This is a genomic window from Pseudomonas mohnii (genome assembly GCF_900105115.1).
Lineage (GTDB): Bacteria > Pseudomonadota > Gammaproteobacteria > Pseudomonadales > Pseudomonadaceae > Aquipseudomonas > Aquipseudomonas mohnii.
On the sequence record NZ_FNRV01000001.1, the window covers coordinates 13,121 to 39,318 of the forward strand.

Genomic DNA, 26,198 nt, shown 5'->3' on the forward strand with positions numbered 1-26,198 from the left:
GATCTGCGCGTGTTCAGGGTTTCTCTGGATCGGAAAGGACGCTGCTGTCTGCCGCCTTGGCACTGCCAGGCTTATGAGTGGTGCGCCAAACGGCTGGCGGCATGTCGAACTGGCTGATGAACCAGCGCGTGAACGAGCTCGCCATGGAGTAGCCGAGCATGTCGGCGATTCGGCTCAGCGAGTAATTGGGGTTGTCCAGATAGCGCAGCACCAGGTCGCGACGCACATCGTTGATCAGGTCGTTGAACGCGCAGCCATCCTCTTTGAGGCGACGTTGCAGGGTCCGTACGTTCATGCCCTGGGTCTGGGCAATCTGCTCGATCGTGGCGCGCCCCATCGGCAGCAGCAGGTAAATGGCCTTGCGCACCTCAAACAGCATCGACGGCCCTTCGTGGCTCTGTAGCGAATCCAGGTAGCTTTGGGCGTAACGGGCCATGGCCGGGTCGGCATGGGGATTGGTCATGTCGAGGCTGGCGTCTGGGCAGACAATGCCATTGAACTCACTGCCGAACTCCAGGTTGCAACCAAACAGGCGGCGATGCAGGTGCAGGTTTTCCGGGGCCTGGTGGGTGAAGTTGACGCTATACGGATGCCAATGCGTTCCCAGCAGGGCCGCGCACAGACGGAACATCACGCCGATGGCCAGCTCATTGGCCTGCCGGCAGGACATCGGAGACTCGGTGACCACCTCTTCACGGATGATCACCATCTTGCCCGCTTCCTCGACGAAGATCGCCAACGAGTCGTTCATGAGATGGCGGTAATGCACCAGCACCTGCAACGCATCACGCAGTGTCCGCTGATGCGTGAGCAGCAGGCTGACCACGCCAAAGTCCGAGAGTTGACGCGACTCGGCCATGCTCAGGCCGAAGGTCTGACAACCGCTGGCGGTCGCCGAAAGCTCCAGCAGACGCACCGCGGAATCGATTGGAATGCGTTGTTCGGGGGCCAGCAGGCGGGCCTTGCTCAGGCCGACCTGCGCCAGCACATCATGCGGATTGAACCCCAGGTAATGGGCTACATCCAGGTAGTTGGTCAAGACAGCGGCGCGAACGAGCTTGGTCATGAAGAGGTCATCCCTGGAGCGTCTCGATGGAGTTGAGCGGGGCGGACTATATCCAGCACATCATGAAATGAAAAGTTTTTGAAGCCATGTTTTGCGCGTCCACACGACCACCAATCAGGCGCTCCTGTCCTGTCATCAAAAGAAAAGTCGGTGTCGTCAAATGAAAAGCGTAGCGGGTGGGCGCTCTTTAATGTCGGTACTACAAAAAGATTCTGGCGAAACAGCCAGGCGAGCTACCGAGAAGGTGAGGTGTTCAAGTGAACAAACTGCAAACCGCCGCTACCGTTCTGATTGTACCGGGTCTGCGCGACCACGTTGCCGAGCATTGGCAAACGCTGCTTGAGGCCCGGTTGAACAACGTACGCAGCGTCCCGCCGCTTGAAACCGACAAGCTCGACTGCGCTGCCCGGGTCCGGGCGATCCAGCATGAACTGGAACAAATCGACGGCCCGGTGATTCTCGTCGCCCATAGCGCCGGCGTGCTGATGGTCGCCCACTGGGCCGCCCGCCACAGCGGCTCGATCAAGGGCGCTCTGTTGGCCGCGCCGCCGGACCTCAATGCCACCTGGCCGGCAAACTACCCGTCCCCTGAAACCCTCAAAGCCAACGGCTGGGCCCCTCTGCCTGCCGGTGCGCTGCCGTTTCGCAGTCTCGTGGCGGGCAGCACCAACGATCACCTGGCCAGTCTCGAGGCCGTCACCCGCATGGCCCGCGACTGGGGCAGCGAACTGGTCAACCTCGGCGAGGTCGGCCATCTCAATCCTGCTTCGGGCTTCGGCCACTGGCCGCAAGCCGAAGCCCTGATTCTGGAACTGGATCGCTAATCAGGCACCTGGCCGGGCGCGATCCGTCCGGCAATTGCTCTAACGCGTGAAAAAAACGCAGGCCTCTCAGCAGGGCCTGTGCATGGAAAGCTGCGCTTAAAAAACAAGTACAACATGGCGGAGACAACGTAATGCATAACAATAAGAGTCACAGCCACACACTTCCTTCGCGACACAGTCTGTTGGCCCTGGCCATTCTGGCGGCGTCCATGCCGGTCGCTCACGCCGTCGAAGTGGATACCGGCAACCCTGACTGGTCGGTACGTTTCGATAACACCGTGAAGTACAACTACGGCGTGCGCACCGAAGGCGCCGACAAGCGCATGTTGGCGACCCCCAACAATAACGACGGCGATTACAACTTTCGCAAGGCCGGGACCAACATCACCAACCGCGTCGATCTGTTGACCGAAATGGATGTGGTCTACCAGCAAAGCATGGGCTTTCGGGTCAGTGCCGCGAGCTGGTACGACAAGGCGTATGAAAACACCGGTTCCAATTCCAACCCGTTCGTCAACGGCAATGGCGGCACTTCCGGCCTGGTCGCCAATGACCCGCGCCTGGCGGCGGTTACCAACGACAACGTCGGCTTCGGCAGCCCGCACCTGAGCAACTATGCCCAGCGTTATTACAACGGACCTTCCGGGGAAATCCTCGACGCCTTCGTGTTCTACAGCACCGAAGTGGGCGATGAGTCGATGTTCAGCGTCAAGGCCGGGCAACACAACGTGTTCTGGGGTGAAACCATCCTCAACCCGGTGCATTCGATCAGCTACGGCCAGTCTGGCCTGGACCTAGCCAAGCTGGCCGCATCGCCGGGGACCGAGGCCAAGGAACTGTTCGTTCCTCGCAATCAGATTTCGATGACCTTCACCCTCAATCCCGAATTGACGGTGGGCGCCCAGTATTTCCTCGATTGGGATGCGGCGCGCCTGCCCGAGGCCGGGACCTACTATGGCGGTTCCGATCTGGTGGGCTTCGGCGCGCAGTCGTTCCTGCTGGGCAATACCAACTCCGTGACGCCGGGCAGCCCGCTCGGTTGTGGCATCGCGCCTTGCAACGGCCTGACCAACGTGCGCCGCGGCGATGACCTGACACCGCGCAATTCAGGCGATTGGGGCGTCATGGCCAAATGGTCGCCCGCCTGGCTGGACGGTACGCTGGGCTTCTACTACCGCCAGACGTCGGACATCTTGCCGCAAGCCTGGCTCGACGCCCGAGGCGTGAGCTCGGTCAACCCGAACGGTACGCGGCCAGCGGGTCAGGTGCCGGCGGTGGTCAATACCCTGAACTCCCTGAGCACCGCCACCTATCAACTGGCCTATTCCGACAAGATCGACATCTTCGGCTTGAGCCTGTCCAAGGACATCGGCGGCATCAGCGTCGGCAGTGACCTGAACATCCGGCACAACATGCCCCTGGCCAGTATTCCGGCGATCGTCAGCACCAGCAGCCCGCTCGGACTGGGGCAGGGTCTTGGCCTGTTGCCAGCGCGTTCGGCGGCCAGCGGCGTGATCTATGACACCCCGCACGATGGCGACAGCATGAGCGCCACCGGTGACACGCTGCACTGGACACTCAACGGTCTGATGAGCCTGTCGAAAACGCCGGTATACGATTCGGCGACCCTGCTCGCCGAGCTGTATTACAGCAACCTGCTCAAGCTCGATAGCAAGAACGAGGCGCTCTACAAAGGCAAGAGCACCTATCGCGGTATCGATGCGCCTACCCGCGACAACTGGGGCATCGCCGTCAACTTCACCCCGACCTGGTATCAGGTGTTTCCGGGCGTCGACATGAGCCTGCCGATGTCGGTCAACGTCGGCCTCGCTGGCGTGTCCCCGGTCTCCGGCGGCGGCGCCAAGGACACCGGCAACTACGCGTTCGGCGTCGGTGCCGCGGTGTACAACAAGTACTTCGTCGACCTCAAGTACGTGGACTCCTTCGGCAAGACCGACAAGTGCAATGTCAGCGGCAACAGCACCGGTGCTGCCAATGCCGGAAGCGGCGACGGCTCCACGCCGAACGCCTTCAGCGGTAACGAAAACTATGCGTGCTACGCCGGTGGCTATTCAGCCTTCTCGGGTGGCGGTGCGACCACCGAAGACCGTGGTGCCCTGTACCTGACGCTGAAAACCACCTTTTGATTCACCCAATGCTTAGTCACTAAGCAGGAGTATGACCCCATGAAATTCGTGCAAACCTTGCTGGCCGCTTCCCTGGTCATGGCCATTGGCGCCCAGGCGCAGGCCGCCGTTTCGACTCAGGAGGCCGCCAAACTGGGCAGCAGCCTGACCCTGGTGGGGGCCGAAAAGGCCGCCAGCGCCGATGGTGCCATTCCCGCCTATGCCGGCGGGCTGACCACGGCCCCGGCCAGCTTCAAGGCAGGCGACAGCATGCGCCCGGACCCCTTCGCCAGTGAAAAGCCGGTATTGGTCATCGACGGTAAAAACGTTGATCAGTACAAAGGCATGCTCACTGCCACCACCGTGGAGCTGGCCAAGCGCTTCCCGACCTTCCGTGTCGATGTCTACCCGACCCACCGCACCGTTGCATTGCCCCAGGCGGTGCTGGACAACAGCGTGAAGAACGCCAGCGGCGCCAAGTCCCTTGAAGGCGGCCTGGCCATCGACAACGTCTTGCCGGGCGTGCCGTTCCCGATCCCGCAATCGGGCAGCGAGGCGATGTGGAATTTCCTGCTGCGTTATCAGGGCGTCAACATCAACTCCAAGTACGACTCCTGGAACGTCGACTCGGCCGGTGTACCGAGCCTGGCGACCACCGGGCAGGCGTTCATCACTTACCCGATCTACGAAAACCTGGCGCAGACCATCAGCAGTGCCGACGTGTACTACCAGATGAAGCTGTATTACACCGGGCCGGCGCGCCGCGCCGGTGAGTCGATCATGCTCAAGGACGCCGCCAACCCGCTGCAGCAGCCGCGCCGCGCATGGCAGTACCTGCCGGGTCAGCGTCGCGTCAAGCTGGCACCGAACCTGGCCTACGACACGCCGAACCCGGGTACCGCCGGTGCCGGTACTTACGACGACGTGTTCGTCTTCAACGGTGCGCTGGATCGCTACGACTGGAAGCTGGTCGGCAAGCAGGAAATGATCGTGCCGTACAACACCTACAAGCTGACCTACGCCCAGGACCCGAAAAGCCTGACCACGCCGAACCACCTTGCCCCCGATTTCGTGCGCTGGGAGAAACACCGCGTGTGGGTGGTCGAGGGCAACCTCAAGGCCGGCGCACGCCATGTCTACCAGAAGCGTCGCTTCTACCTGGATGAAGACAGCTGGGCCGCTCTGGCCTCCGATCAATACGACGCACGGGGTCAGCTCTACCGTGGTTCCTTCGCGTTCCTCAGCCAGAGCTATGACAAGCAAGTGCCGGACTCCACGCCTTTCATGATCTACGACCTGGTCGGTGGTTCCTACAACATCAACGGTGTGGTCGGGCCTTACGGCGGTATCCGCTACATCGACTCGCTGTCCAAGGCGCAGTGGTCGCCGGAGTCCCTGGCAGGCGCCGGCATTCGCTAAGCGCCGTGTTGGACGCCGGGTGCACATGAGGTGCGCCCGGCGCGGTCTTTCCAAGAGGACGCAGTATGTGTTCGTACAAGAAGTACCTGCAGTGGGCGCTGGGCGCCACACTGGCTGTGCTCCAGGGCTTCACCCAGGCGGCCGGTTACGTCGACGTGCTGGACCTGCCAGCCCGGCCCAGCGCCCTGGCCGCGCACAGCCCGTTGCTCGGCGCGGCCCGCGCGGGTGAGCGACTGGTCGCGGTCGGGCAGCGAGGCCACATTCTCTACTCCGATGACAGCGGCAACGCCTGGCAGCAGGCCGCCGTGCCGGTCAGCGCCGACCTCAACGCCGTGAGCTTCCCTTCGCCCACCCAGGGCTGGGCGGTCGGTAACGACGGCGTGATCCTGCACAGCAGCGATGCCGGCGCGACCTGGAACAAGCAACTGGACGGCCGCCAGATCGGTGCCTTGCTGGTCAAGCATTACAGTGCGCTGGCCAGTGCCGAACCGGCCAACGAACAATGGGCGCAGCTGGCCGCGGATGGTCAGCGGCTGGTCGAGGAGGGCGCCGACAAGCCGCTGCTCGACGTCTGGTTCGCCAATGAAAAAGTCGGCTATGTGGTGGGCGTATTCAATCTGATTCTGCGTACCGAGGATGGCGGTCAGCACTGGACACCGTTTCAGGACCGCACCGATAACCCGCAAAGTCTGCACCTCAACGCCATCGCCTCCACGGGGGATGGGCTGTTCATCGTTGGCGAACAGGGGCTGCTGCTCAAATGGGATGAACCCAAGCAGCGTTTCGTGGCGCTGGATTCGCCCTACCAGGGCAGCTTTTTCGGTGTGATCGGCAAGCCCGGCGAAGTGCTGGTGTATGGCCTGCGCGGGCACGTGTTCCGCAGCGTCGACGGTGGCGCCAGCTGGACGGCGCTCAGTACCGGCCTGCAAGTCAGCCTCACGGCGGCCACTCTGGATGCCGAAGGGCACTACCGACTGTTGAGTCAGGCAGGACAGTTATTGGTTAGCACCGACGATGGCGCGCGCCTCCAGCCGCAGCCCCGAAAAGACATCTCGCCGGCCGCCGGCGCGATCACAGCTCCCAACGGCGGGCTGGTATTGGTCGGCAGCCGTGGCGTGCGCGCACTCGACGTCAAATAAGAACTGGATTCACTAGAGCGAGAACCCTGACATGGGCAACCTCAAGCAAGACACCATGCCGGTGATCCGCCACATGCGTGACTTCGATCGTAACTCCGGCAATCGCCTGGAGCGCTGGGTCTTCAACTACCGTCCGCTGTTCATGCTGGTCATGGCCTTGATAACCCTGGTGCTGGGCTACATGGCGGCCACTCGCCTGGAACTGCGCCCCAGCTTCGAAAAAATGATTCCGCAGAGCCAGCCCTATATTCAGAACTTCCTGGAGAACCGCCAATCGTTGCGCGGCCTGGGCAGCTCGGTGCGGGTGGTGGTGGAAAACACCCAGGGCGATATTTTCGACCCCGAATACCTGGCGGTGCTCAAGCAGGTCAACGATGACCTGTTCCTCACCGAAGGCGTCGACCGCGCCTGGATGAAGTCCTTGTGGAGCCCTTCGGTACGCTGGAATGAAGTCACCGAGGAAGGCTTCCAGGGTGGTCCGGTGATGCCCGACGCGTACCAGGGCTCGCCCGCAGACATCGAACAGCTGCGCCAGAACATCAACCGCGCCGGCATCGTCGGCAGCCTGGTGGCCAGTGATTTCAAATCGACCATGCTGATCGTGCCGCTGCTGGACAAAGCCTCGGCGACCGGTCACGGCATCAATTACTACCCGTTTGCGCAACTCCTCGAACAACAGCTGCGTGACAAGATCGAGTTTGCCGGCGACAGCAAGGCACGCAAGGCCGGGGAGGAGGGCAAGGGCAAGTACAAGGTGCGGGTGATCGGTTTTGCCAAGTTGATCGGCGACCTGATCGACGGCCTGATCCAGGTGATGATGTTCTTCGGCCTGGCCGTGGTCACCTCGTTCGTCATCATTTACCTCTACACCCGCTGCCTGCGCAGCACGCTGCTGGTGATCTTCTGTTCGCTGACGGCGGTGGTCTGGCAATTGGGCATTGTCGCCTGGCTGGGCTATGCCATCGATCCGTACTCGGTGCTGGTGCCGTTCCTGATCTTCGCCATCGGTGTCTCCCACGCGGCGCAGAAGATGAACGGCATCATGCAGGACATCGCCCGTGGCACCCATAAACTGATCGCGGCGCGCTACACCTTCCGCCGCTTGTTCATTGCCGGGGTCACCGCTTTGCTGGCCGACGCGGTGGGTTTCGCGGTGCTGATGCTGATCGACATTCCGGTGATCCAGGACCTGGCCATTACCGCCAGCATCGGCGTGGCCGTGTTGATCTTCACCTCGCTGCTACTGATGCCGGTGGCGCTGTCCTACATCGGTGTCGGGCGCAAGGCCGCCGAACGTGCGCTGAAGATCGACACCCGCGCCGACGAGAGCCGCGGCTTCGGCAAGCTGTGGGATTTGCTCGATCGCTTCACCACGCGCAAGTGGGCCACCGGCATCGTGCTCGGCGCCGTGGCGCTGGGCATCGCGGGTTTCATGGTCAGTCAGCACCTGCAGATCGGCGACCTCGACAGCGGCGCCCCGGAGCTGCGCGCCGACTCGCGCTATAACCGCGATAACGCCTACATCACCAGCCACTATGCGCTGTCCAGTGATCTGTTCGCGGTGATGATCAAGACCGCACCCGAAGGTTGCCTCAATTATCAGACGCTGATTCTGGCCGACCGCCTGGCCTGGGAGCTGCAGCAATACCCGGGCGTGCAGGCGACGTCTTCGCTGGTCAACGCGGTCCGGCAGATCACCGCCGGATCGTTCGAGGGCAATCCCAAGCTCAACAGCATCCAGCGCAACCAGAACGTGCTGAACTACGCGGCGCAGCAGGCCTCGGTCAATGCCCCGGAACTGTTCAACACCGACTGTTCGGTGATGCCGGTAATCGCCTTCCTCAAGGACCACAAGGCCGAGACGCTGGACGCGGTGGTCGCCATCGCCGACAAGTTCGCCCGGGAAAACAGCACCCCGGATCGCCAGTTCCTGCTGGCTGCCGGCACCGCCGGTATCGAAGCGGCGACCAATATCGTCGTGCGCGAGGCCAACCACACGATGCTGCTGTACGTGTACGCAGCAGTGACACTGTTCTGCCTGATCACCTTCCGCAGCTGGCGTGCCACGCTGGTGGCGCTGTTGCCGCTGGTGCTGACGTCGATTCTCTGCGAAGCGTTGATGGTCATCATGGGGATCGGCGTCAAGGTCGCGACGCTGCCGGTGATCGCGCTGGGGGTCGGGATCGGTGTCGACTACGCGCTGTATTTGCTCAGCGTGCAGTTGCACTACCAGCGCCAGGGCATGCCGTTGGCACAGGCCTACCGTAATGCCGTGTCCTTCACTGGCCGGGTGGTGGGGCTGGTCGGCATCACCCTGGCGGCGGGTGTGGTGTGCTGGGCCTGGTCGCCGATCAAGTTCCAGGCCGACATGGGCATCCTGCTGACCTTCATGTTCATCTGGAACATGCTCGGCGCATTGATCCTGATCCCGGCGCTGTCCTGTTTCTTGCTGCGCAACATCACCCCCGTACCCGCAAGCACCACCGAACGCACCGCGGAGCTTGTGGGCGCAAACCATTAACCCTTCGCACTTCCATTGACCAGGGCATGTTGAATGCCCTGACATTGCCTGAGTATTTCAAATATGGCTGACTACAAAGCGCCCCTGCGCGATATCCGTTTCGTACTCAACGAAGTTTTCAAAGTCTCCCGCCTGTGGGCGGCGATGCCGGCGCTGGCCGAGGTGGTGGATGAAGAAACCGCCAATGCGATCCTTGAAGAAGCCGGCAAGATCAGTGCAGAACTGATCGCACCGCTCAGTCGCAGTGGCGACGAGCAGGGTTGCGCCTGGAACAATGGCGAAGTGTCCACCCCTGACGGTTTTGCGCAGGCCTATCGCGCCTTTGCCGAAGGCGGCTGGGGCGGTGTCGGTGGTGACCCGGCCTACGGCGGCATGGGCATGCCCAAGGTGATCGGTGCGCAGGTCGAGGAAATGGTCAACGGCGCCAATCTGTCTTTCGGCCTGTATCCGATGCTCACCGCTGGGGCCTGTCTGGCGATCAAGGCCCATGCTAGCGAAGAACTGAAGTCCGCCTTCCTGCCGAACCTGTACGCCGGCATCTGGGCCGGATCGATGTGCCTGACCGAACCGCACGCGGGCACCGACCTGGGCATCATCCGCACCAAGGCCGAACCTCAGGCCGACGGTTCCTACAAGGTCAGCGGGACCAAGATCTTCATCACCGGCGGCGAGCAAGACCTGACCGAAAACATCATTCACCTGGTACTGGCCAAACTGCCGGATGCCCCGGCGGGTCCGAAGGGCATTTCGCTGTTCCTGGTGCCGAAGTTCATGGTCAATGCCGATGGCAGCCTGGGGTCGCGAAACGCGCTGTCCTGTGGCTCGATCGAACACAAGATGGGGATCAAGGCGTCCGCCACCTGTGTGATGAATTTTGACGGCGCCACCGGCTGGATCATCGATGCGCCGAACAGGGGCCTGGCGGCGATGTTCACCATGATGAACTACGAGCGTCTGGGGGTCGGCATTCAAGGCCTGGCCACGGGTGAGCGTTCGTATCAGAACGCCGTTGAATACGCCCGTGATCGTCTGCAAAGTCGTTCGCCGAGCGGCGCGCAGAGCAAAGACACAGTGGCCGACCCGATCATCGTCCATCCGGACGTGCGGCGCATGCTGTTGACCATGAAAGCCGCAAATGAAGGCGGCCGTGCCTTCTCGACGTACGTGGCCATGCAACTGGACACCGCCAGGTTCAGCGAAGACACCGCAACCCGCCAGCGCGCGGAAGGCCTGGTGGCGTTGCTGACCCCGGTGGCCAAGGCGTTCCTCACCGACATGGGGCTGGAGACCACGATTCATGGCCAGCAGATCTTCGGCGGCCACGGTTACATCCGCGAATGGGGTCAGGAGCAACTGGTGCGCGACGTGCGCATCACCCAGATCTACGAAGGCACCAACGGCATTCAGGCGCTGGACCTGGTTGGACGCAAAGTGGTGGGCACTGGCGGTGAGCTGTACAAACTGTTCGCTGACGAGATTCGCCATTTCACCGCCACCGCTTGCGCCGACCTCGCGGAGTTCACCAGACCGTTGAACAGCGCCCTGGACAACCTCGACGAACTCACGGCATGGCTGCTCGACCGCTCGAAAAACAACCCCAACGAAATCGGCGCGGCGTCGGTCGAGTACCTGCACGCCTTCGGCTACACCGCCTACGCCTACATGTGGGCGCTGATGGCCAAGGCTTCGGTGAGCAGGGAAGCGCAGGACGACTTCTACGCCAGCAAGCTGGGCACGGCGCGGTTCTACTTCGCTCGCCTGCTGCCGCGCGTTCAGTCGCTGGCCGCGTCGGTCAGGGCCGGTAGCGATTCACTGTACTTGCTCGACGCCGATCAGTTCTGACCCCGTGAACCGGAGATGATCTCCAATCAACCGCATCAGGAAGACTTCACCGTGGTGAAAACAAAAATACTCGCCCCCGCGCCAGGCGCTTATAGCTACCCCTTGTTGATCAAGAGCCTGTTGCTCTCGGGCGCACGCTATGCGCCCGATCAGGAAATTGTCTATGCGGACAAGCTGCGCTACAGCTACCGGACGCTGAATGAGCGCATCCAGCGATTGGCCAACGCGCTCACGCAAGCGGGCGTCAAGGCCGGTGATACCGTGGCCCTGCTGGATTGGGACAGCCATCGGTATCTGGAGTGTTTTTTCGCCGTGCCGATGCTTGGCGCGGTGTTGCACACGGTGAATATCCGTCTGTCTGCGGACCAGGTTCTCTACACCATGAACCACGCCGAAGACGACCTGGTGCTGGTGCATGACGATTTTCTGCCGCTGATGGAGCAGGTCCACGATCAGCTGACAACGGTCAAAGGCTACATTCAGCTCACCGATCATGGAGCGCCGTCGACTGCATTACCGGTGTTGGGGGAATACGAAAGTCTGTTGGCGCAGGCTGCACCGCACTTTGATTTTCCTGATTTCGATGAACAATCGGTGGCCACGCTGTTCTACACCACCGGCACGACGGGCGACCCCAAGGGCGTCTACTTCTCCCATCGCCAGTTGGTCTTGCACACGCTCAATGCCGTCGGCACCCTCGGCGTCTATCAGGGTTTGCCATTGTTGCGCTCCGACGATGTCTACATGCCAATCACGCCGATGTTCCATGTGCATGCCTGGGGCGTGCCCTATGTCGCGACATTGATGGGGATCAAGCAGGTTTATCCCGGGCGCTATGAGCCCAATAGCCTGGTCAGGTTGTACCGCGAAGAGAAGGTCAGTTTTTCCCATTGCGTGCCAACGATCCTGCAAATGATCCTGGGTTGCGACGAAGCCGCCGCGACTGACTTCAGCGGCTGGAAAATGCTCCTGGGCGGCAGCGCCTTGACCCATGGCCTGGCCGCCCAGGCGACCGCACGGGGCATGCGTGTGCACAGCGGGTACGGGATGTCCGAGACTTGTCCACTGCTGTGCCTGACGCACCAGAGTGAGACCGAGCTGGGACAACCGGCGCCAGACCAGGTGGCCGCTCGGATCAAGACCGGGGTGGCAGTGCCGATGGTCGACTTGCGCATCATCGATGCCAGTGGCCATGAAGTGGTACAGGACGGCGAGGCACTCGGCGAGATCGTCGTACGTGCGCCGTGGTTGACCCAGGGCTACCTGAATGCACCCGAGCAAGGCGCGCAACTGTGGGAAAACGGCTGGATGCATACCGGTGACATCGGCTCCATCGACCCCATGGGCGTCGTGGAGATCAGGGACCGGATCAAAGACGTGATCAAGACGGGCGGGGAGTGGATCAGCTCGCTGGAACTGGAGAGCCTGATCAGCGAGCATCCCGCCGTCAGTTCGGTCGCGGTCGTGGGTGTTCCGGACCCGCAGTGGGGTGAGCGACCGGTGGCCCTGGTGGTGTCAGAAGGCATCACGGCCGAAATGCTGGTGGCTCATCTGCATCAGTATGTAGAGAGTGGTCGCATCAACAAATGGGCGATTCCCCGGCAGATCAGGCTGGTGGCCGACATACCCAAGACCAGTGTCGGGAAGATCAACAAGCGGCTGATTCGTGAACAGGAATTAAGCCAATAGCCGACGATGTGCCTTTGTAGGAGCGAGCCTGCTCGCGATGGTGGTCAACGAAAACGCGGGGAACCTGACACCCCGTGGCGTCTTCGAGTTCATCGTCGGAACGCCGCCCGGAGCCGGCTCGCTCCTACAAGGGCGGTGGGTCATCCCAGGTGTTCGGGTTTGACCGGGTCGCCCGACTGCATGTTCAGTTGCACCCGTACATCCTCGAACATGAGGTCGTAATGCTTGTGGATCGAGCCGATCTGGCTGTGGGTCTTGGGAATGCCGTACTTCTCCGCAATTTTCGTGACGTTGCTGGCGAAGTTGTAGGCCTGGTCCTTGGGCAGATAGAACGTCTCTTCGAACTCCCTGCCTTGAATGGTGCCGTGCATCTTGAACTGCATCCCTTTGCCTTCATCGGGATGTTGAGTGACTTCATAGTCGATGTACACGTTGTAGCTGACGTCGTCGCTGGTCAGCGCGTGACGCTCGATGTGTAAGTGACCGGGCTCGAACTTAGCCATTGTCATCTCTCCTGCAAACAGGCCTTGAAGGCGGGCAGGCCTGCTGCCGGCCCGCGACTTAACGTTTATCGATAGCTGATACCGGGTGTCGCCATACTGACGCGAGTGCCGGCCTTGCCCTGGACGATCGCTTCGATGTCCGAGAGTGAGCCAATCACCGCGACCTTTCCAGTATGACGGGCAAATTCGCAGGCTGCCTGCACCTTTGGCCCCATTGACCCGGCGGCAAAACCCTGACGCTCCAGTTCATCCGGGTGCGCCTGGGCGATGGCTTTCTGGCCAGGCTTGCCGAAGTCGATGTACGCCGCATTGACGTCGGTGGCGATCACCAGCAGATCGCTTTCCAGTTGTTCGGCTAGCAGCGCCGAGCAAAGGTCTTTGTCGATCACCGCTTCGACGCCTTCGAGTTTTCCGGGCGCCGTGTACAGGGTCGGAATACCGCCACCGCCGGCACAGATCACGATGCTGCCTTTCTCCAGCAGCCACTTGATCGGGCGGATTTCGAAGATGCGCTTCGGTCTGGGGCTGGCGACCACGCGGCGGAATTTGTCGCCGTCCGGAGCGATGGCCCAGCCCTTTTCGGCGGCGAGTTTTTCCGCCTCGGCCTTGGTGTACACCGGTCCGATGGGTTTGCTGGGCTTCTGGAACGCCGGGTCATTGGCGTCCACTTCGACCTGGGTCAACAGCGTGGCGAAGGGCACTTCGAAGTCCAGCAGGTTGCCCAGTTCCTGTTCGATGATGTAGCCGATCATGCCTTCGGTTTCGGCACCCAGCACGTCCAGCGGGTAAGGCGACACTGAGGTGTAGGCCGCCGCTTGCAGCGACAGCAGGCCGACTTGAGGGCCATTGCCGTGGGCGATGACCAGTTCGTTGCCGGGATGGATCTTGGCGATCTGTTCGGTGGCGACCCGGATGTTGGCGCGCTGGTTGTCAGCGGTCATCGGTTCACCCCGGCGGAGCAGGGCGTTACCGCCCAGAGCAACGACGATACGCATGGTGCATGTCCTTCAAAAAGAGAAGTAAGCGGGCGACTCTGTCTCCTGTGGGAGCTGGCTTGCCAGCGATGGGAACACCGCGGTCTATCAGAGACACCGAGGTGCGGCCATCGCTGGCAAGCCAGCTCCCACAAGGAGCCGAGTCAGCTGTTACAAGTCAGCCAGAGTCGACACCAGAATCGCCTTGATGGTGTGCATGCGGTTTTCCGCTTGCTCGAAGGCGATGCAGGCCGGTGACTCAAACACGTCGTCCGTCACTTCGATGCCGTTGGCCAGGTGCGGATACTGTTCGGCAATTTGCTTGCCGACCTTGGTATCGCTGTTGTGGAACGCGGGCAGGCAATGCATGAACTTGGTGCGCGGGTTGCCGGTGGCTTTCATCAGTTCGGCGTTGACCTGATACGGCAGCAGTTGCTTGATGCGTTCGGCCCAGGCTTCGACCGGTTCGCCCATGGATACCCAAACGTCGGTGTGGATGAAGTCCACGCCTTTGACCGCAGCTTTCGGGTCCTCGGTCAGGGTGATGCGGGCACCGCTTTCTTCCGCGTATTTTTTGCAGCGACCCACCAGGTCGTCCGCCGGCCACAGGGCTTTTGGCGCGCAAATGCGCACGTCCATACCGAGCTTGGCACCCACCAGCAGCAGCGAGTTGCCCATGTTGTTACGCGCATCCCCGAGGTAGGCGTAGCTGATTTCATGGATCGGCTTGTCGGCGTGTTCACGCATGGTCAGCACGTCGGCGATCATTTGCGTCGGGTGATATTCATCGGTCAGGCCGTTGAACACCGGGACGCCGGCAAACTTGGCCAGTTCTTCGACGATTTCCTGTTTGAAGCCACGGTATTCGATGGCGTCGTACATGCGCCCGAGCACCCGGGCGGTGTCCTTCATGCTTTCCTTGTGGCCGATCTGCGAAGAGTTGGGATCGATGTAGGTGACATTGGCGCCCTGATCATAAGCAGCGACTTCGAAGGCGCAGCGGGTGCGGGTCGAGGTCTTTTCGAAGATCAGCGCAATGTTGTTGCCCTTGAGGTGTTGCTGTTCCGTGCCGGTGTATTTGGCCCGCTTGAGGTCGCGAGACAGGTCGAGCAGATAGCGCAATTCGCGAGGGGTGTGATGTTCCAGGCTCAGCAGATTGCGGTTATGGATGTTGAACGCCATTTTGGATCTCCAGGGTGTCGGTTATCCCCTTGGTCCGCACTCGGTAAGTACGGACCGAGGTCTATAGGTTAGTAGTCGATCGGGTCGCGAATGATCGGGCAGGTCATGCAGTGGCCACCGCCACGGCCGCGGCCGAGTTCGCCGGCGCTGATGGTGATGACCTCGACCCCGGCCTTGCGCAACAGGGTGTTGGTGTAGGTGTTGCGGTCATAGCCGATGACCACGCCGGGTTCCATGGCGACCACGTTGTTACCGTCGTCCCACTGTTCGCGTTCGGCGGCGAAGCTGTTGCCGCCGGTTTCCACGACGCGCAGTGCTTTCAGATTGAGGGCCTTGGCCACGGTGTCGAGGAAGTTGGTTTCTTCGCGACGAATGTCGATGCCGCCTTGCTTGCTTTCGTCCGGACGCAGGGTGAAGGCAACGATCTGGTTCACCACTTCCGGGAAGATGGTCACCAGGTCGCGGTCGCAGAAGCTGAACACCGTGTCCAGGTGCATCGCTGCACGGGATTTTGGCAGGCCGGCGACGATCACTTTCTCGACGGCTTTGTTCTTGAACAGATTGAGCGCCAGTTGGCCAATGGCCTGACGGGAGGAGCGCTCACCCATGCCGATCAAGACCACGCCGTTGCCGATTGGCATGACGTCGCCGCCCTCAAGGGTGGAGCTGCCGTGTTCCTGGTCAGGATCGCCGTACCAGATCTGGAAATCGGCGTTGGTGAACTCCGGGTGGAATTTGTAGATGGCGGTCGCCAGCAGCGTCTCCTGGCGGCGCGCCGGCCAGTACATCGGGTTGAGCGTCACGCCGCCGTAGATCCAGCAGGTAGTATCCCGGGTGAACTGGGTGTTGGGCAGCGGCGGCAGAATGAAGCTGGAGTGGCCGAGGAAGTCGCGGAACATCTGGATGGTTTTGCCACCGAAGCTGTCCGGCAGGTCATCGGCCGACACGCCGCCGATCAGGTACTCGGCGATTTTGCGCGGTTCCAGGCTGCGGAGCCACGAACCCGTTTCATTGACCAGACCCAGGCCGACCGAATTGGCGGTGATCTTGCGCTCCAGAATCCAGTCCAGGGCTTCGGGAATGGCAACGATGTCGGTCAACAGGTTGTGCATTTCCAGCACATCAACGTTGCGTTCTCGCATTTTGGTGACGAAGTCAAAATGGTCGCGCTTGGCTTGTGCCACCCACAACACATCATCGAAAAGCAGTTCGTCACAGTTGTTCGGGGTCAGCCGCTGATGGGCCAGGCCGGGGGAGCAAACCATGACTTTGCGCAGCTTGCCGGCTTCGGAATGGACGCCGTACTTAACTTTTTCCGTGGTCATTACCGTGATCCTCCAGATGACAATTATTCAGCTATTACATGGTCAGGAAGCCGTCATACAGCCCATAGGCAGCCACCAGGGCGCCCACGACGACGGCTGCGAAAATCAGCTTCTCGACGTTGGTGAAAACCGGTTTGTTGAGTTCCATCTTGGCCTTGGCGAACAGAATCACGCCGGGGGCATAGAGCAGGGCGGACAGCAGCAGGTATTTGACGCCGCCGGCGTAGATCAGCCAGATCGCGTAAATCAGGGCGACAGCACCGATGAGCAGGTCTTTGCGGCGCTCGGCCGCCGCGTTTTCATAAGTCTCCCCGCGTACCGCCAACAGCAACGCATAGGCCGCCGACCACAGGTACGGCACCAGGATCATCGAGGTCGCCAGGTAGATCAGTGACAGGTAAGTACTGGCCGAGAACAGGGTGATGATCAGGAACAGTTGCACCATGGCGTTGGTCAGCCACAGGGCGTTGACCGGTACATGCTTGGCGTTTTCCTTGCGCAGGAACGCCGGCATGGTGTGGTCCTTGGCCGCGGCAAACATGATTTCCGCGCACAGCAGCACCCATGACAGCAACGCACCGAGCAGCGAAATGACCAGACCGACGCTGATCAGCACCGCGCCCCAATGGCCCACCACGTGTTCCAGCACGGCGGCCATCGACGGGTTCTGCAGCTTGGCCAGTTCCGGTTGGGTCATGACGCCCAGCGACAGTACGTTCACCAGCACCAGGAACAGCAGCACGGTGATGAAACCGATCACGGTGGCTTTACCCACATCGGTGCGTTTTTCCGCCCGCGCCGAGAAAATGCTCGCACCTTCGATGCCGATGAACACCCACACGGTGACCAGCATCATGTTGCGCACCTGGTTCATCACACTGCCCAGGTCGGGGTTTTTCAGGCCCCAGATGTCAGCGGTAAAGATGTCCAGTTTGAAGGCAAACAAGGTAATCAACATGAACAGCATCAGCGGCACGACCTTGGCGACAGTGGTCACCAGGTTGATGAACGCCGCTTCCTTGATCCCCTGCAACACGAGGAAATGCACGGCCCACAGCAGCACTGACGCGCCGATGACGGCGGCCACGGTGTTGCCTTCGCCGAAGATCGGGAAGAAATACCCCAGCGTGCTGAACAACAGAACGAAGTAACCGACGTTGCCCAGCCAGGCACTGATCCAGTATCCCCAGGCGGACGAGAAACCCATGTAGTCGCCAAAACCGGCCTTGGCATAAGCGTAAACCCCGGCGTCCAGATCAGGCTTTCGGTTGGCCAGGGTCTGGAACACGAAGGCCAGGGTCAACATGCCCACGGCGGTAATTGCCCAACCAATTAGAATGGCGCCGACGTCAGCACTCACGGCCATGTTTTGTGGCAAAGAGAAAATGCCGCCGCCAATCATCGAGCCGACGACCAAGGCAACCAGTGCGCCAAGTTTCAGTTTTCCGGGGGATTCAGACATTGCATGACTCCAATGCAGGAGAAGAGAGACAACAGATTAGTTCTGTTAGCAATTCAATCATCTGACTTAGATCAGTACATGGGTACATTCCATCGTAATTTGAAGGACTTATGCGCATTTCATTGGCATAGTGATTTCTCCGGAAAGGCCTTATCCAGAGGGCTTTGACAGAACAAGCGGCAATACCCGGTATTGCTTTGAGTTTTTAAGCTAGTTCGTTTTTTGGTTTTCGCAAATTTTTGACATCCGATTCCAGTAGCGCTTGTGGATTAACGGTTTCGTTCAACCCAAGTGTTCTTAGCAAGGCGCCTATATTCTGATCGGCTATAAATAAACGGATCCCGGATTTGGCGTTATTTAATAAACGTAATTACGCTTTGACCATGTTAGTTAATGCCAACCAAGTGACGGTTTGATGGCTGTGCCAGCACCCGGCCGCATCGGGAAATACATGGAGACCCAGGAATGTCGCTACCGACGCAAAAGCTTCGACTCAGTGCATTGATCGCCCTGGTGGTGGGCTCGATGATTGGTGGCGGTATTTTCTCTTTGCCTCAGAACATGGCAGAACGCGCCCATGCCGGCGCGGTCCTGATTGGCTGGGCAATTACCGCCGTGGGCATGTTGACCCTGGCCTTCGTATTCCAGACCCTGGCCAATCGCAAGCCGGAGCTGAACTCGGGGGTGTATGCCTATGCCAAGGCCGGTTTTGGCGACTACATGGGTTTCTCGTCCGCGTGGGGATACTGGATCAGTGCTTGGCTGGGCAACGTTGGCTATTTCGTGTTGCTGTTCAGCACCCTCGGTTATTTTTTTCCGGTATTTGGCCAGGGCAATACACCGATCGCCATCGGCTGCGCCTCGGTGCTGCTGTGGGCGGTGCACTTTCTGGTGATGCGCGGGATCAAGGAAGCGGCGTTCATCAACCAGTTGACCACCGTGGCCAAGGTCGTCCCGCTGATCATGTTCATCGTGATTGCTGCGGTGGCGTTCAAGGCCGAAGTCTTTACTCGCGACATTTGGGGCAAGAGCAATCCGGACTTCGGCGGCGTGATGGACCAGGTGCGCAACATGATGCTGGTGACGGTGTTCGTGTTCATCGGCATTGAGGGCGCCAGCATCTATTCGGCCAGGGCAGAGAAACGCGCGGATGTCGGGCGGGCGACGGTGATCGGCTTCCTCGGTGTCCTGGCGCTGCTGGTATTGGTGAACGTGTTGTCGCTCGGGATCATGAGCCAGCCTGAACTGGCGACGTTGCAGAACCCGTCGCTGGCCGCTGTTCTGGAGCACGTGGTGGGGCATTGGGGGGGCGGTACTGATCAGCGTCGGCCTGGCGATTTCATTGCTTGGGGCCTTGTTGTCGTGGGCATTGCTGTGCGCGGAGATCCTGTTTGCCACCGCCAAAGACAAGACCATGCCGGCGTTCCTGACCCGGGAGAACGCCAACCATGTACCGGTCAACGCCTTGTGGCTGACCAATTCAATGATCCAGATTTTCTTGCTGATCACGCTGTTTTCCGCAGGGACCTACACCAGCCTGATCTACCTCGCGTCTTCGATGATTCTGGTGCCCTACCTGTGGTCGGCGGCTTATGCGGTGCTGTTGAGCGGGCGCGGGGAAACCTATGAGCATGCCTCGGCGGAGCGGACCAAGGATCTGTTGATCGGCGGCATCGCGTTGAGTTACGCGGTGTGGCTGCTGTATGCCGGGGGCGTGAAATACCTGCTGCTCTCGGCTTTGCTGTATGCACCGGGGGTGATCTTGTTCGCCAAGGCCAAGCACGAGCAGGGCGAACACCTGTTTACCCATTTCGAGAAGGGCATTTTTACCTGCGTCATCACCGGTGCCGGCCTGGCGGGATATGGGTTGTACAGCGGTTTTCTGTCGTTATGAGGCGTGTTCAAACCTCCTCGTCTTCGGCACCGGGATAGAATCCATGCAGCAGGCGATAGCGGTCATGCCGTACCTGAGCGATGCGGTCGAGGACCTGACGCTCAGGGAAGCCCAGCATGATCAGGGCATGGGAGGCGAGCATCAGGCTGGACTCGAGTAACTCGGGCACCACTTCGCTGGCACCGGCCGCTTTCAACTCGGGACTCTGGCTGTCGTCCCGCGTACGCACCAGGATCGGCACGTGCGGATTGATGCGGCGCGCCTCCTTCACCACCTGCAGGGCAACCTCGGATTTGTCGACGGCTATGACCACCAGGCTGGCACGTTCCAGGCCCACGGCGACGAGTAGCTCGCCACGATGAGAGTCGCCGTAATGCACCGCGCTTTCGGCGACGGCGGCTTCCCGAACCCGGACCGGGTCATTATCGAGGGCGATGTAGGGCTGCCGGGCCTTGTGCAGGATGCGCCCGATGGATTGCCCGACGCGACCGTAACCACAAATCACCACATGGCCCTGCACCCCGGCGTTAAGCGCGCTGATTTCCTCCAGCTTCGCCTCTTCGTTGGGCTTGCGGTGCAGACGTGCGGCAATCCAGGGCGCAGCGCGCAGCAGCGACGGAGTGACCACCATTGAGCAAAACGTCGCCGCCAGCAGCAAGCTGCCGAGCCCGGCGGGCATCAGGTCGTTTTGCTGCATCTGCGCCATCAATGCAAAGCAGAATTCACCCCCCTGAGCCAACGCCAGGCCGCTGCGCCAGGCGGTCTCCCGGTCGCTGCCACGTAATTTGACCAATAGCGCGACCACGCTGCCCTTGATCAGCAACAACGCCAGGGTCAGCCCGAGGATCAGCAGGCCATGACTGGCGAACAGGCGCAAGTCGATCAGCATGCCGATGCTGATGAAAAACACGCCGAGCAGTATGTCGCGAAACGGCCGCAGATCGGCCTCGATCTGGTGCCGGTAGTGGCTTTCCCCCAGCAACATGCCGGCGAGAAATGCGCCCAGGGCAGGGGAGAGACCGATCAGGTGCGTCAGCCCGGCGGTCAGCAGGACGATCACCAGGGCCAGCAAGACGAACAATTCCGCCGAGCGAGCCGCCGCGACCTCATGGAACAGGCGCGGCAATACCCAGCGACTGGCCAGGGACAGCCCGAAGAACAACACCACGGTTTTGCCCAGGGTCAGGGGCAGCGCCCAATACCAGGCTTGATCACTGGTGCCGGCGAACACGGGCACCAGGGTCAGCAACAACACCGCGACCACGTCCTGGAACAGCAAAACGCCGATGGCATTCTGGCCGTGGCTGCTGAAAATCTCGCCGAGGCTGGTCAGCTCCTTGCTGACAATGGCCGTGGACGACAGCGCCAGGCCGCCGCCGAGTAACAGTGCGGGCGTGGTCGGCACGCCGGCGAGCATCAGCAATGCGCCCAGCACTGCCCCGGACACCAGCACTTGAAGGCTGCCCAGGCCAAAGACAACCTGGCGCAGCGCGATCATTTTCGACAGGGAAAACTCCAGCCCGAGCGAAAACAGCAAAAACACCACGCCCAGTTCGGCGAGCAGCGGTAGCGCTTCACTGTCATCCACCCAGCCGAACGCCTTGGGGCCGACGATCAGGCCCACAAAGAGATAACCCAGCACCGGTGGCAATCGCAGGCGATAGAACAGGGAAATGACGACCAGCGAGGAGGTGAGGATGATGATCAGACTGACAAACATGGAGACTCCGTGACGGTACTGGGGGCGGCCACAACGCCGCGCCAGTGAGGCTCAAGGCGAAAGGTTGACGTCAGGGGGGCCTGATTCTTCAAGTCGGCTATCGAGGGTAACGCTAAGCCAGTGCGTGGTTACCGGGGGAGTGTAGCCCGCGCTTCGAACACAACCGGGGTTTGCTCGCGTGAATACGGCAGCAATATCGATTCAAACTACACTCACAGGGCTGGAATTGCCCTGTCGAAAGGCCGGGATCAGCGCAAGCCCGTGAACTTGAATGCCGTGGGTGATCCCGTTTCTGAGGCTTGAACGGACGATGCTTGCAGTACGCCTCCGCCGGGGCGAACTTTTGTAAGTCAGTGACTCTTCTTCGTGAGGTCTTGAACATGGCAAAGGACAAAAAAGGCAGCTCCAAGGGCGCTTCCGCTGAAAGCCCGAAACTGACAAACAAAGCGTATCTGGCGCAATTGCGCCTGTTGCATGTCGAACTGGTCAAGCTGCAGGAGTGGGTCCAGAAAAAGGGCGTCAAGGTCTGTATCGTCTTCGAGGGGCGCGACGGTGCCGGCAAGGGCGGGACGATCAAGGCGCTGACCGAGCGCGTCAGCCCCAGGGTCTTTCGGGTAGTGGCCTTGCCAGCCCCGACCGACCGTGAAAAAAGCCAGATGTATGTGCAGCGCTACCTGCCGCACCTGCCCGCGGCCGGTGAAGTGGTGATCTTCGATCGCAGTTGGTACAACCGTGCGGGCGTCGAGCGGGTGATGGGGTTCTGCAGCGAAGAGCAGGTGGAAGCCTTCCTGAAAACGGCCCCCATGGTCGAACACGCCATCGTCAATTCCGGAGTTATCCTGCTCAAGTATTGGCTGGAGGTCAGCGAGCAAGAGCAGACCCGTCGACTCGAGGCGCGCATCCAGGACGGACGTAAAATCTGGAAGCTTTCCCCGATGGATCTCAAGTCCTACAGTCGCTGGTACGACTACTCGCGCGCCCGTGACGAGATGTTCAAGGCAACCGACACCGAGTTTGCGCCGTGGCTTGTTGCGAACTCGAATGACAAGCGCCGGGCGCGCCTCAATATCATCACCGACCTGCTCAGCCGCATCCCCTACCAGAGTGTTCCGCGCGAGAAGGTGAAGTTGCCCAAGCGGCAGAAGCCTGATGGCTATCGCGAACCGGATTATCCCTACAGGAAAATCCCGCAAAAATTCTGACCGGTACGTCCGCGCGAACCTGCGCCATCGCCAGAGGGCTGATGTCCCATGAATCAATCGGATACGACGCCACCCGAGCCGGGGCGGATTGCGCGCAAGGAAACAGGCGCGGACCAACCTGGCTGGAGCCGCTGGCTGCCGGGCCTGCGAGTGCTGCGCAGCTACAAGGCTGCCTGGCTGCAGCACGATATCGTCGCCGGCCTGGTGCTCACGACCATGCTGGTGCCGGTCGGTATCGCTTATGCGGTGGCATCAGGGGTCCCCGGTATCTATGGCCTCTACGCGACCATCGTGCCGCTACTCGCCTATGCGCTGTTCGGGCCCAGCCGGATTCTGGTACTGGGGCCCGATTCCTCGCTGGCGGCGGTGATCCTCGCCGTGGTCCTGCCATTGTCCGGCGGCGACCCGCAGCGCGCGATCGCCCTGGCGGGCATGATGGCGATCGTCTCGGGGACGGTGTGCATCCTGGCCGGTGTGGCGCGCCTGGGTTTCGTCACGGAGCTGTTGTCCAAACCCATTCGCTATGGGTACATGAACGGGATCGCGTTGACGGTATTGATCAGTCAGCTACCGAAGTTTTTCGGTTTTTCGATCGAGTCGGACGGCCCCCTGCGAAACCTCTGGGCCATCGCAACCGCCGTGATGAATGGAAAGACCAATTGGGTCACGTTTGCGATTGGCGCCGCCACCCTGGCGGTGATCCTGCTGCTCAAAGACAAAAAGCGTGTGCCGGGCATCCTGATTGCGGTGGCGGGCGCCACCGTTGCCGTTGGTTTGCTGGACCTGGCGACGTACAACGTCGCGATCCTCGGCTCACTGCCGCAAGGCTTGCCGGCATTCGCCATCCCGTGGATCACCACTGACGATATCGTCCCGGTGCTCATCGGCGGTTGCGCCGTCGCCCTCGTGTCATTCGCCGACACCAGTGTGCTTTCCCGGGTGTATGCGGCGCGCACCCGTTCCTATGTCGACCCGAACCAGGAAATGGTGGGGCTCGGCGTCGCCAATCTGGCGGGTGGGCTGTTTCAAGGTTTCCCGATCAGCAGCAGTTCATCGCGCACCCCCGTGGCCGAAGCGGCGGGGGCCAGAACCCAACTGGCCGGCGTCGTCGGTGCGCTGGCGGTCGCCGTGTTGCTGATGGTGGCGCCGGACCTGCTGCACAACCTGCCGACCAGTGCGCTGGCGGCGGTGGTGGTTGCCTCGGCGATTGGCCTGATCGAGGTCACCGACCTGCGACGAATTTATCGCATTCAGCAATGGGAATTCTGGCTCTCGATAGTCTGTACGGTCGGGGTGGCCGTGTTTGGCGCGATCGAGGGCATCGGCCTGGCGATCGTCATTGCGGTCATCGAGTTCCTGTGGGACGCCTGGCGCCCGTACTCTGCCATTCTGGGACGCGCCGAAGGCGTGCAAGGCTTTCACGACATCAAGCGTTATCCCGGCGCGCGTATGCTGCCCGGACTGGTGTTGTTTCGCTGGGACGCACCGTTGTTTTTCGCCAACGCCGAGCTGTTCAGTGACCGCGTGCTGGACGCCGTGGCCGCATCCCCGACGCCCGTGCGTTGGCTGGTGGTGGCGGCAGAGCCGGTGACCAGTGTCGATGTGACCTCCGCCGACATGCTCGCCGAGCTGCACCAGACCTTGTACGAAGCCGGCATCGAATTGTGCGTGGCGGAAATGAAGGACCCGGTCAAGGACAAGCTGAAGCGATTCGGGCTTCTCGAGAAGTTTGGCGAGTCGGCGTTCTTCCCGACGGTGGGCTCCGCCGTCAGCCACTACCTCCAACGCTATCCCGTAGAGCATCGGGAGGGAAATGACCTGGATCTCGAGTAAGCCATCACGATGGCGATAGGGCGGGCCCTGGCGGTTTGATCATGGCTGCGCTTTCGGCACATCGGTTGCGGTCAGTTTGTCTGCCTGATTCACCCAGCCGCCGCCGGTAGCCTTGTACAGATCAATCATGCTTGTGAACACCGAGCCACGGGTGCGGGTGTAGTTCAACTCGGCGTCGAACAGGCTGCGCTCGGCGTCCAGCACTTCGATGTAGCTGGTGTAGCCGTTGTCGTAGCGCAACCGTGCGAAGTGGGCGTAAGTGCTCAGTGCCTCGACCTGCCTGGCCTGGTAGGCCATCTGTTCTCTGGATTTGCTCGACGCGACCAAGGCATTTTCCACGTCCCTGAACGCCGATTGAATCGACTGTTGGTAGATCAGCAGCGCTTGTTGTTGGACGGCTTCGGCTTGTTGCACCTGCCCGGCGATACCACCGGCGGTGAAAATCGGCATGCTCGCCGCAACACCATAGGACCAGGTGGACGCGGGCCCGGTGAACAGGTTCGACAGCTGGTTGCTGGCAGAGCCCAGCAGCCCGGTCAGGGAAATGGTCGGGAAGTACTGGGCCTTGGCTGCGCCGATCTGGGCATTGGCCGAGATCAGGTTCAGCTCGGCCTGACGCAAATCAGGTCGCCGTTCGAGCAAATCCGACGGCAGGCCGGCAGGCACCGTTGGCAGATTCAGTTGGGCCAGGTCACGCCCGCGGATGATCGGCCCCGGGTTGCGCCCGAGCAGAACGGCCAGGGCGTTTTCCTGTTGTGCGACCAGGGGTTCGAATTGCGCAACCGACGCCCGGGTGCGCTCGTATTCGGACTGATTCTGCGCCAATTCCATTTCGGAAATGGTGCCGGCACCGTAGCGCAGTTTGAATATTTCGTAGGATTCACCGCGCGCCTTGGCGGTCGTGCGGGCGATTTCCAGCTCCCGGTCGAGATCACGCAGCGTCACGTAACTCGACGCGACTGACGCCACCAGGCTCAATATGACGCTTCGACGGCCTTCTTCCGACGCCAGCAGATCGGCACGGGCGGATTCGTCGAGGCGGCGCAAACGGCCCCAGATATCCAGTTCCCAGTTCACGCTGAGAATCGCCTGGTAGTTGTTGAACACCGGGTCCACCGACGGATCGAGCGGCACCGGCCCGTTGTCTCGCTGCGAGCGGGACCGCTGACCCTGGGCGCCCAGCCCGACTTGTGGAAACAGCAGGGAGCGGGTCTGGCCGTAACGCCCCTGGAATTCCTCGACTCGCGCGGCGGCAATCTTGATGTCCTTGTTTTCGAGCAGCGCGGTGCGGATCAGATCATTCAGGACCGGGTCTTGGAACTGCTCCCACCACAGCGTGTTCGACAGATTCTTCGCTTCCTTGTCCGCGTAACGGTAGGCCGCCGGGGTTTCAATTGTCGGGTGCTGGTAGTCAGGTCCCACCATGCAACCCGCCAGGCCCAGGCACAACAACAGTGGGAAAGGGGGCTTAAGCATC

General features: G+C 61.0%; 17 protein-coding genes and 1 pseudogene. 10 read left to right on the forward strand and 8 right to left on the reverse strand.

The genetic code is table 11. The features are described from left to right. Positions 1-13: 13 nt before the first annotated feature. Positions 14-1,066: an AraC family transcriptional regulator gene (locus BLV61_RS00065; protein ID WP_047528896.1), complete on the reverse strand. Its 1,053-nt coding sequence runs from the start codon at positions 1,064-1,066 to the stop codon at positions 14-16. Between the two features lie 257 nt (positions 1,067-1,323). Here BLV61_RS00065 and BLV61_RS00070 point away from each other — a divergent pair, with 257 nt between their 5' ends. The 7 genes from BLV61_RS00070 to BLV61_RS00100 all read left to right on the forward strand — a co-directional run bounded on the left by BLV61_RS00070 (position 1,324) and on the right by BLV61_RS00100 (position 12,626). Continuing rightward, the gene (locus BLV61_RS00070; RefSeq protein ID WP_047528898.1) at positions 1,324-1,890 is read left to right on the forward strand and encodes an RBBP9/YdeN family alpha/beta hydrolase; all 567 of its coding nucleotides are present in this window, start codon (positions 1,324-1,326) and stop codon (positions 1,888-1,890) included. Positions 1,891-2,021: 131 nt separating this feature from the next. After that, entirely contained in the window at positions 2,022-4,037 is a 2,016-nt protein-coding gene (locus tag BLV61_RS00075) for a DUF1302 domain-containing protein (protein WP_090461671.1), read from the forward strand. Positions 4,038-4,076: 39 nt separating this feature from the next. Beyond that, complete coding sequence (locus BLV61_RS00080) at positions 4,077-5,435, forward strand: DUF1329 domain-containing protein (RefSeq protein ID WP_047528900.1); 1,359 nt, start codon at positions 4,077-4,079, stop codon at positions 5,433-5,435. Between the two features lie 65 nt (positions 5,436-5,500). After that, entirely contained in the window at positions 5,501-6,574 is a 1,074-nt protein-coding gene (locus tag BLV61_RS00085) for a WD40/YVTN/BNR-like repeat-containing protein (RefSeq protein WP_090461673.1), read from the forward strand. Between the two features lie 31 nt (positions 6,575-6,605). Further along, positions 6,606-9,095: an efflux RND transporter permease subunit gene (locus BLV61_RS00090; RefSeq protein ID WP_090461675.1), complete on the forward strand. Its 2,490-nt coding sequence runs from the start codon at positions 6,606-6,608 to the stop codon at positions 9,093-9,095. A gap of 63 nt (positions 9,096-9,158) precedes the next feature. Continuing rightward, positions 9,159-10,937: an acyl-CoA dehydrogenase C-terminal domain-containing protein gene (locus BLV61_RS00095; RefSeq protein WP_047528906.1), complete on the forward strand. Its 1,779-nt coding sequence runs from the start codon at positions 9,159-9,161 to the stop codon at positions 10,935-10,937. A gap of 51 nt (positions 10,938-10,988) precedes the next feature. Then, positions 10,989-12,626, forward strand: a complete 1,638-nt coding sequence (locus BLV61_RS00100) for a fatty acid--CoA ligase (protein ID WP_090469635.1) — start codon at positions 10,989-10,991, stop codon at positions 12,624-12,626. Between the two features lie 140 nt (positions 12,627-12,766). Here the strand turns inward: BLV61_RS00100 and BLV61_RS00105 are convergent, their stop codons facing one another. From BLV61_RS00105 to arcD (BLV61_RS00125), 5 genes are all read right to left on the reverse strand, one after another. Continuing rightward, positions 12,767-13,129: a DUF5064 family protein gene (locus tag BLV61_RS00105; protein WP_047528908.1), complete on the reverse strand. Its 363-nt coding sequence runs from the start codon at positions 13,127-13,129 to the stop codon at positions 12,767-12,769. 65 nt (positions 13,130-13,194) lie between these two features. After that, entirely contained in the window at positions 13,195-14,124 is a 930-nt protein-coding gene (arcC, locus tag BLV61_RS00110) for a carbamate kinase (protein WP_090461677.1), read from the reverse strand. A 150-nt stretch (positions 14,125-14,274) separates the two neighbouring features. Then, positions 14,275-15,285, reverse strand: a complete 1,011-nt coding sequence (locus BLV61_RS00115; protein ID WP_090461679.1) for an ornithine carbamoyltransferase — start codon at positions 15,283-15,285, stop codon at positions 14,275-14,277. Positions 15,286-15,353: 68 nt separating this feature from the next. Beyond that, complete coding sequence (gene arcA / locus BLV61_RS00120; protein WP_090461681.1) at positions 15,354-16,610, reverse strand: arginine deiminase; 1,257 nt, start codon at positions 16,608-16,610, stop codon at positions 15,354-15,356. Positions 16,611-16,644: 34 nt separating this feature from the next. Then, positions 16,645-18,072 carry an arginine-ornithine antiporter gene (gene arcD, locus BLV61_RS00125; protein WP_090461683.1) on the reverse strand — a complete coding sequence of 476 codons (1,428 nt, stop codon included), beginning with the start codon at positions 18,070-18,072 and terminating at the stop codon, positions 16,645-16,647. 465 nt (positions 18,073-18,537) lie between these two features. On the opposite strand from arcD (BLV61_RS00125), the pseudogene arcD (BLV61_RS00130) reads away from it, so the two are divergent. Further along, positions 18,538-19,966, forward strand: a pseudogene (gene arcD / locus BLV61_RS00130) (arginine-ornithine antiporter). A 7-nt stretch (positions 19,967-19,973) separates the two neighbouring features. Here the strand turns inward: arcD (BLV61_RS00130) and BLV61_RS00135 are convergent. Further along, the gene (locus BLV61_RS00135) at positions 19,974-21,686 is read right to left on the reverse strand and encodes a cation:proton antiporter (RefSeq protein WP_047528919.1); all 1,713 of its coding nucleotides are present in this window, start codon (positions 21,684-21,686) and stop codon (positions 19,974-19,976) included. A gap of 380 nt (positions 21,687-22,066) precedes the next feature. Here BLV61_RS00135 and ppk2 point away from each other — a divergent pair, with 380 nt between their 5' ends. Further along, the gene (gene ppk2 / locus BLV61_RS00140; protein ID WP_047528921.1) at positions 22,067-22,888 is read left to right on the forward strand and encodes a polyphosphate kinase 2; all 822 of its coding nucleotides are present in this window, start codon (positions 22,067-22,069) and stop codon (positions 22,886-22,888) included. Positions 22,889-22,936: 48 nt separating this feature from the next. Next, positions 22,937-24,721, forward strand: coding sequence for a SulP family inorganic anion transporter (locus BLV61_RS00145; protein ID WP_090461686.1), 1,785 nt, complete (start codon positions 22,937-22,939; stop codon positions 24,719-24,721). Positions 24,722-24,760: 39 nt separating this feature from the next. On the opposite strand, the gene BLV61_RS00150 is transcribed toward BLV61_RS00145, so the two are convergent. Further along, the gene (locus tag BLV61_RS00150) at positions 24,761-26,197 is read right to left on the reverse strand and encodes an efflux transporter outer membrane subunit (protein ID WP_090461688.1); all 1,437 of its coding nucleotides are present in this window, start codon (positions 26,195-26,197) and stop codon (positions 24,761-24,763) included. Between the last annotated feature and the right edge of the window lies 1 nt (position 26,198).